The organism is Allosphingosinicella sp., from assembly GCF_036387215.1.
Lineage (GTDB): Bacteria > Pseudomonadota > Alphaproteobacteria > Sphingomonadales > Sphingomonadaceae > Allosphingosinicella.
In genome coordinates this window covers 1-7719 of the sequence record NZ_DASVUE010000082.1, presented here as the reverse complement: position 1 = coordinate 7719, position 7719 = coordinate 1, and the positions used below count along the sequence as shown (strand labels likewise).

Below are 7719 nucleotides of genomic sequence, written 5' to 3'. Positions count from 1 at the left end.
ACGTCGCCCTGCCGCTCGCCGGACGCATAGGAGGCGCCGCCGATGAAATGATCGATCTTCCGCATGGGATGTCCTTGGACTGGAACTAAGATGTTGGCGAGCCCCTAGCCAAGCCGTCCGGCAAATGCCAGTTGCTCCGAGCACAAGAAGGAGTGAGCGCCGGATGAAGCTGGGATCGTTGAAGGGAGGCCGCGACGGCCGGCTTGTGGTGGTGAGCCAGGACCTCGCCTGGTGCGCGGATGCGACTCACATCGCGCCGACGTTGCAGGCGGCGCTGGACAATTGGACCTATGTCGCGCCCCAGCTCCAGCTCCTCTCCACCGACCTCGCCCACGAAGCGATCCCGATGATGCGCTTCCACGAGCGCTCGGCTGCCGCTCCACTGCCGCGCGCATACCAATGGGCCGACGGCTCGGCTTATGTGAACCACGTCCAGCTCGTTCGGCAGGCGAGGGGGGCTGAAATGCCGGAAAGCTTCTGGACTGACCCGCTCATGTATCAGGGCGCGTCCGACGAGATGCTCGGCCCCCGCGATCCGATCCCGCTGGCGGACGCAAGCTGGGGCTGCGACCTTGAAGCGGAAGTGATCGTCGTCACCAGCGACGTGCCGAGGGGCGTGTCGCGTGAGCAGGCGCTTGAGCACATCCTTCTGGTCGGCCTCGTCAACGACGTCAGCCTACGCAATCTCATCCCCGGCGAACTCGCCAAGGGCTTCGGCTTCCTCCAGTCGAAACCGGCCTCGGCACTGTCGCCGGTGCTCGTGACGCCGGACGAGCTCGGCGATCGCTGGCAGGTCGGCAAGCTGCTCGGGCCGCTCAAGGTCGACCTCAACGGTGAGCCGTTCGGCCGCGCCGATGCGGGCGTCGACATGACCTTCGATTTCGGCACCCTCATCGCGCATCTCGCAAAGACCAGGAACCTCGGCGCGGGTTCGATCATCGGCTCGGGCACCGTCTCGAACCGCGGTTCCGACGGCGGCCCGGGCAAGCCGATCGGGCAGGGCGGCCTCGGCTACAGCTGTATCGCCGAAGTCCGGACCGTCGAGACGATCCTGGCGGGAAGCGCCTCCACGCCGTTCCTCAAGCACGGCGACACCGTCCGCATCTGGATGGACGACGGCCACGGCCACGCCCTCTTCGGCACGATCGAACAGACGGTGGTGCCGGCCTGAGCCGAGCTCAGGTAACCGGCACCACGTTGTCGGCCGAGTTGCGGTCGATGTAGAAATTGTACGGGTCGATGCCGGCGTGAGTCGGCCGCTTGTCGGTGACGAACTTCAGCACCTGCTGCCCACCGCGGACCGGCTGGCGCTCCATCCGGATGACGTTCGACCGGCTGAAGGCGCCGCGGCCGGGCTCTGCCGTGAAGAGGCCGATTTCGATCGCCTCCGCGAGCGGCGCCGCCTTCTCGCGGCCCTGTCCGTCAGCGTAGAATTTGTTCGCCTCGACGGGCACCGTCACGTCCCATTTGCCGTCCGCGCGCTTCACCGCCTTCGGCGCCTTCACCTTGAGGTCGTAGATGGTGATCCGCTCCAAAAGGTCGGTGATCAGCGCCTGCTGCTCGGGCGTTTTCGCCTCCGCTCGCAGCGCCTGGATGAGGTCCACCGAGCGGGGATAGGGGGCGCCCTTGAACTTGTAGCGATTGAGGACCGTCCGAAGCGCACGATTCACCGCATCCTCTCCGAGGCGCTCCTGGAGGAGGTACATGGCCACCGAGCCCTTGCGGTAGTGGATATATTGCTGGTTCTCCACTCGGGCGAGCGGGAGCTCCTCGACAACTTCGCCGCCGCGGTTCCGGAGGTAATTGTCGAGCTCGAACTTCAGGAAGCGGCGGATCTTGTCCTCGCCGTAGAGCTTCTTCATCACCATCAGGGCCGAATATTGGGCGAGCGTTTCCGACAGCATCGTACCGCCCTGCATGTTCGCGCCGATGATCTGGTGTGCCCAATATTGGTGCCCGAGCTCGTGCGCAGTGATGTAGGTGACGTAGTCGATCTTATCGGGATTGCTCGCGTCAGCGATGAATCCGATCGCCTCGGAATAGGGCATCGTGTTCGCGAACGCCTGTGCGAAGCTCGCATAAGCAGGGAATTCGATGATCCGCGCCTGATCGAATTGGTAGGGTCCGAAATTGGCCTGATAATAATCGAGGCCTACTTGAAGCGCATTCAGCATCCGGTCCACGTTCCAGGCATGGGTCGGGTGATAGTAGATGCCGAGATCGACCCCTGAATGGCGGCGATGCTTCTCGGCATAGCGCGCGGACTGGACCGAGAAGAAGGTGAGGATCGGCGCGTCGGAGACGAAGCGCGCGGTCCGGCGGCCGTTCGCGGTCCGGTCCATCATCTTCTTGCCCGGCGCGATCGGAGTCTGGTCGGCCGAAGTTGAGACGGTGATGTCCGCCGTCGTCCAGCCGACGCCGAGATAGTTCCTGCCCGTCGCCGAGAGGTCCTCCAGCTTCGCCGGCCGCAGCTCGGGCGAAAGGCCGTACTTCCGGCGCTTCGCCCGGTCCTGGAGCGTCCCCTGCCGGTCCATTCCGATGTCGGGGGCGATCTCGTTATTGTTGAGGAAGGTGCCGTTGCCGACCAGCCTCGTGTCGGAGCCGTTGTTTCGGAAGCCGCGCTGCCAACGGCGGGTCTCGAAGCTGAGGGCGCGGCTCTCGCCCGGAGCCATCGGCCGGTCGAGCCGGTAGATTCGATAGCCGTAGGTCTCGTCGTTGGACGCGAGCTTCGCCTCCGGGAAGTCGAGCCGCAGGATTTCGAGATCGCGACTGACGTTGCGGACGTGAACGTCGGCGATCGGCTGCTGCGTCAGGTTGGTGATCGTATAGCGGCCGCGCGTGACCGCCCGCGTCTCCTCGGGAAAGATCGCCACGTCGAGCTTCACGTCGGTGATCGTCGGCTGCGGCAGCTTCTCGTAGCGGAGGAAGCGCTTCTCATATTCGGCGCTGAATTCCTCGTCGCTCGAATTGGTGCGGTAATCGTTGAGGATGTTGGTGTTGTAGAACGCCCAGGCGCCGGTTCCGACGAAGGTCGCAAGCGCGACGCCGGCGATGATCCCGGGCGCGCCCGCAAGCCGCCTGGGAGCACGCCGGAGCCGTGGCTTCAGGCGGGTCTCGGTCCCGCGCCGCCACAGGAGGTGCGCCGCAACCAGCAGAAGCACGGCGAACGCGCTCCAGTAGAGGCGGAACCACCACGCGCCTTTCCAGAAATTGCCCGCATTGTTGATGTCGCTGAGCGGCACCTGAGGCGCCCCCGCATAATTGTAGAGGTTATGATCGAGGCTCAGCGAGCTCATCACGATGGTGGTGATGAGGTAGAGCACCATCAGGCCCCAGCCGAAATATTTGTTCGGGCTGATCGCCTGCACGAACACGGCGAGCACCGCGATAAGGGTCATGTCGACCGCCTGCGGGAGCACGAACCAGAGCAGATATTTGGCGGGCTCGATGTTGCTGTAGCCCTTCAGCAGCTGGACGAGGATTGCGGCCGCAACCCCGATCAACAAGGTAGCGAGCAGAACCAAAGCCACCGCCGCCGTTTTGGGTACGACATAGGCCCAGTTTGGAAGCGGGGTCGCATCGACGATCTCGTGCATCTTCCGGTCGCGCTCGCGCCAGACGAGCTCGCCTGAATAATAGATGGCGATGATGATCGGGATGATCGAATAGCTGCCGGTCAGCGGCGGGATCAGCGCCCGCGTGACGGGAAGCGTGGGTGTGCCGAACAGGTCTCCTCCCGTCCAAAGGGCCGCCATGGCGTTGAACAGGCCGAGCCCGATGAGCACGATGAAGGCTGGGCTCTTGAACACCTGCTTCATCTCGAGGCCTGTCCGCGCCTTCAGCTGGGCGAGCGCGGCGGCGCGGCCCGGAGTGGCGGCGGGGAGCGGTTCCGAGGCCGCCGGAACGGCCGGCGCCGAAGCGGCTGCGCTCAGGGCAAGCTTCTGCTTCCGCTGCTTGCGCTTCGACATTCCACGATCCGAAAAGCGGAAGCCCCAATAGGCCAGCGCGAGGAACAGGAGCGAAAGTCCGATCCAGAGCAGCCGGTTGTAGAGGAGCGGCCCTGTGAAGTCCGGAACCGTCGCGTTGCGCTCGGCGGCGGTCCAGTAGCGCGTGGCGGACGAGAAGGCGCGAACCCCGAACGGCTCGAAGATGCCGACGGTCCGCTCGAGCTCCGGCCGGTCCCTTACGGCCGTGTTGGCGACGAAATAGCCGACGAGGAAGGCGATGACTCCGAGATAGGTCGCCATCATCGATCGGGTCACGGTCGCAAGAGCGAAGAACAGGGCGGAGGTGATGAGAACGTTCGGAAGCGCCAGCAGGAAGTAAGCGTAGGCGTAGTCCCTCAGCCGGTTCGGCCCCAGCGTCTCCTGGTCGACCCATGGCATCAGCGATCCGAGCCAGATTCCAAGCGGTATCGATGCGAAGGCCAAGGCGGCGATCAGATAGGCGCCGATGAAGCGGCCCATCAGATAGTCGAACTTCGTCACCCGCGTGGAGCGGACGATCGGCCCATAGCCCGTATCGTCGTCGCGCACGACCACGTTGGCGACGAACGCGGTCGTCACGAACATGAAGAAGAGCGACATGATGAGGTGCTTCTGGAGCGTCGCGAAGGCGGCGTTCTTATGGACGTTGCCGCCGCTTCCCATCTGGATCTGCTCGACGGTCATCGCGCCGAAGGTGAGCAGGAAGAAGATCCCCGCGGTCACCCAGAAGACGGGGTTGCGGAGCTGGTAGCGGAGCTCGAAGCGAGCGATCTTCGCGATCATCGTCCGGCCCCTCAGGCTGCGCGGCGCGATTGGGCGAGGGTGGAGAAGTAGACGTCCTCCAGGCCGCCATCGACGGCTTCGAAGCCGTTGCCCGGATCGCTCTCCGCCAGGATGTGGACCACCGTTCGCCCCGCGAAGAGGCGGGTGGAGATCACGTCGTAGCGCTCGCGATACTCGTCCAGCTCGCGGCGCTCGATCACCTTCATCCAGATCCGGCCCCTCGTGGACCGGATGAGCTCCAGCGGCGCGCCTTCCAGCTGGATTCGGCCGCCGGCAAGCACCGCCATGCGCGGGCAAAGGTCGGATACGTCCTCGACGATGTGGGTCGAGAGGATCACCACCACATTCTCGCCGATCTCGGCGAGGAGGTTGAGGAAGCGGTTGCGCTCCTCGGGGTCGAGGCCGGCGGTGGGCTCGTCGACGATGATGAGCTCGGGGTTGCCGATCAGCGCCTGGGCGATGCCGAAGCGCTGCCGCATTCCGCCGGAGAAGCCGGCGAGAGCCTTCTTGCGCACGTTCCAGAGGTTGGTCTGGTTGAGGAGCGTCTCCACCGTCCGCTTGCGGTCGCTTGCCGAAGCGATCCCCTTCAGCACCGCCATATGATCGAGCATGTCGTAGGCCGAGACGCGGGGATAGACGCCGAAATCCTGGGGCAGATAGCCGAGCGTCCGCCGAAGCCGCTCGGGCTCGGCGATCACGTCGATGTCGCCGAAGCGGATGCTGCCCTCGGTGGGTGTCTGGAGGGTGGCTACGGTCCGCATCAGCGTCGATTTGCCGGCGCCGTTGGGACCAAGGAGGCCGTACATGCCGCGGGGGATGGTGAGCGTCACATGGTCCAGCGCTCGCGTGCCGTTGGCGTAGACATGGCTTACGTCGTTAAGTTCGAGCATCGATTCCCCCCGGATGAGGGGGCAGGTCTCGCAAATGACCGACGCCCTGTAAAGCGAAGAGGGCTGACGCGGCTTGCGAATTTTCGTGCGCAGGTCCAGTGGCTAGGCTCATGAAATATCGGCTCTTCCCGGCTCCGCTCGCACTTCTCCTCGTTGCCGCCGCACCGGCGCAGCCGGCACGCATCGCCGACGATGTGAGCGAGGCGAGCCTTCGCTCGATCGTCGAGCGGCTGGTCAGCTTCGGCACGCGCCACACCCTCTCGTCGCAGACGGACCCAAAGCGCGGGATCGGGGCGGCGCTTCGCTGGACCGAAGCCGAGTTCCGCCAATACTCGCGCGCCTGCAAGAGCTGCCTGACGATCGCAACGCCGTCGGACGTGGTCACCGGCCGTCGGGTGCCGACGCCCACCAAGGTGACGGACGTGCTGGCGATCCAGCGCGGCAGCATCGATCCGAACAGGGTCGTCATCATCTCGGGCCATATCGACAGCCGCGTCAGCGACGTGATGGACGCGGCGAAGGACGCGCCGGGGGCGAATGACGATGGTTCCGGCACCGCTGCCGTGATCGAGGCGGCGCGGGTGCTCTCGCAGCACAAATTCCCCTACACGATCGTCTATGCCGCTCTTTCGGGCGAGGAGCAGGGGCTGCTCGGGGGCAAGATCCTCGCCGATTATGCCAGGGCGCAGGGTTGGGAGGTGATCGCCAACCTCAACAACGACATCATCGGCAACAGCTGCGGCTCCGACGGAGTCTGCGACGCCGCCCACGTCCGCGTCTTTTCCGAAGGGCCGCGCTGGCAGGGCCGCGAAGCGCTGGCGGGCCCGCAACGCAGCTTGGGCGGCGAGAATGACTCGCCCTCGCGCAACATCTCCCGCTGGCTGGATACGCTCGCCGAAGACCTCAGCCTCGGCCTCGACGTCCGTCAGATCTGGCGGAACGACCGCTTCGGCCGCGGCGGCGACCATACCGAGCTCCTCAACGCCGGCTATCCCGCCATCCGGTTCACGGTCGCGGTCGAAAATTACAATTGGCAGCACCAGGATTTGCGGACCGAGGGCGGCATCCAAATTGGCGATACGGTCGACAAGATGGACTTTCCCTACCTTGCCAAGGTGGTGAAGCTGAACGTCGCCGCTCTTGCTGCCCTTGCAAGCGCCCCGCAGCCGCCCGCTCCAGTCGCTGAGGGCGGAGTATCGACCGATACCACGCTGAAGTGGGAGCCGGTGAAGGGCGCCGCCGCCTACGTCGTCCGCTGGCGGCCGACGGACGCGGCAAATTGGGTGCACAGCATTCGCATCCCCGCCGGCTATTCGGACCAAAACCTTCCCGTAACGGTGGGTAGCCACGTTCTGAAAGGGCTGCGGGTCGACGACTGGGTGTTCGGCGTCTCGTCCGTCTCCGCCGACGGCTTCGAGAGCCCGGTTGCATCCGCCGTGCCCGGCGGTGCGTTCAGGCCCTATTCGCCGCCCGCGCCCAAGCCTTGAGCTTGTTCTCGGCGGCCCGAACGCCGAGATGGGGTGAATGGCAAGACAGCAGCGCACCGGCCTCCCGAGCCGCGAACAGATACTCGAGTTCATCGAAAGCTCGGACCAGCCGGCAGGCAAGCGCGAGATCGCAAAGGCGTTCGGCCTTTCCGGCAACGACAAGATCGCGCTGAAGACGTTGCTGCGCGACATGGCCGACGAAGGCCTGATCGACAGCGCCCCCGGCCGCGCCTTCCACAAGATGGGCGGGGTGCCCAAGGTGACGGTGCTGCGCGTCACGGACGTCGACGACAGCGGCACCGCCTGGGCAGTGCCGGAGCGCTGGGAGGGCGAGGGGCCGGAGCCGCGCCTCCGGCTTCAGGAAAGGGGCCGCAAGTCGGCCGTGGGCGTCGGCGACCGCATCCTCGCCCGCACGGAGGCCAAGGGCAACGGCTTCATCGCCCATCCGATGAAGAAGCTGCTGAAAGGCAGCGAGCTCGTGCTCGGCGTCGTCCATCGGGAGGGCGAAAGCCTTTGGCTCCGGCCGGTCGAGAAAAAGGAGCGGCGGGAGCTTCCGATCTCGGAGCTTGGCCG

Annotated in this window: 4 protein-coding genes and 1 pseudogene; 3 read left to right on the top strand and 2 right to left on the bottom strand. The window is 65.4% G+C overall.

Going from position 1 to position 7719, the window contains the following annotated elements; all coding sequences use genetic code 11:
* The first annotated feature begins 163 nt into the window (after nucleotides 1-163).
* The gene (locus VF662_RS03610; protein WP_464137778.1) at nucleotides 164-1171 is read left to right on the top strand and encodes a fumarylacetoacetate hydrolase family protein; all 1008 of its coding nucleotides are present in this window, start codon (nucleotides 164-166) and stop codon (nucleotides 1169-1171) included.
* Nucleotides 1172-1178: 7 nt separating this feature from the next.
* Here the strand turns inward: VF662_RS03610 and VF662_RS03605 are convergent, their stop codons facing one another.
* Together VF662_RS03605 and VF662_RS03600 are read right to left on the bottom strand one after the other, a co-directional pair.
* Nucleotides 1179-4769 (bottom strand): M1 family aminopeptidase, encoded by a 3591-nt coding sequence (locus VF662_RS03605; protein WP_464137776.1) that lies wholly within the window; start codon nucleotides 4767-4769, stop codon nucleotides 1179-1181.
* A gap of 11 nt (nucleotides 4770-4780) precedes the next feature.
* Nucleotides 4781-5659, bottom strand: coding sequence for an ABC transporter ATP-binding protein (locus VF662_RS03600; protein ID WP_464137774.1), 879 nt, complete (start codon nucleotides 5657-5659; stop codon nucleotides 4781-4783).
* 110 nt (nucleotides 5660-5769) lie between these two features.
* Here VF662_RS03600 and VF662_RS03595 point away from each other — a divergent pair, with 110 nt between their 5' ends.
* A complete protein-coding gene (locus tag VF662_RS03595; RefSeq protein WP_464137772.1) occupies nucleotides 5770-7146 on the top strand; it encodes a M28 family peptidase in 1377 nt (458 codons plus the stop codon).
* 37 nt (nucleotides 7147-7183) lie between these two features.
* Nucleotides 7184-7719, top strand: a pseudogene (locus VF662_RS03590) (ribonuclease R); the annotation flags it as partial.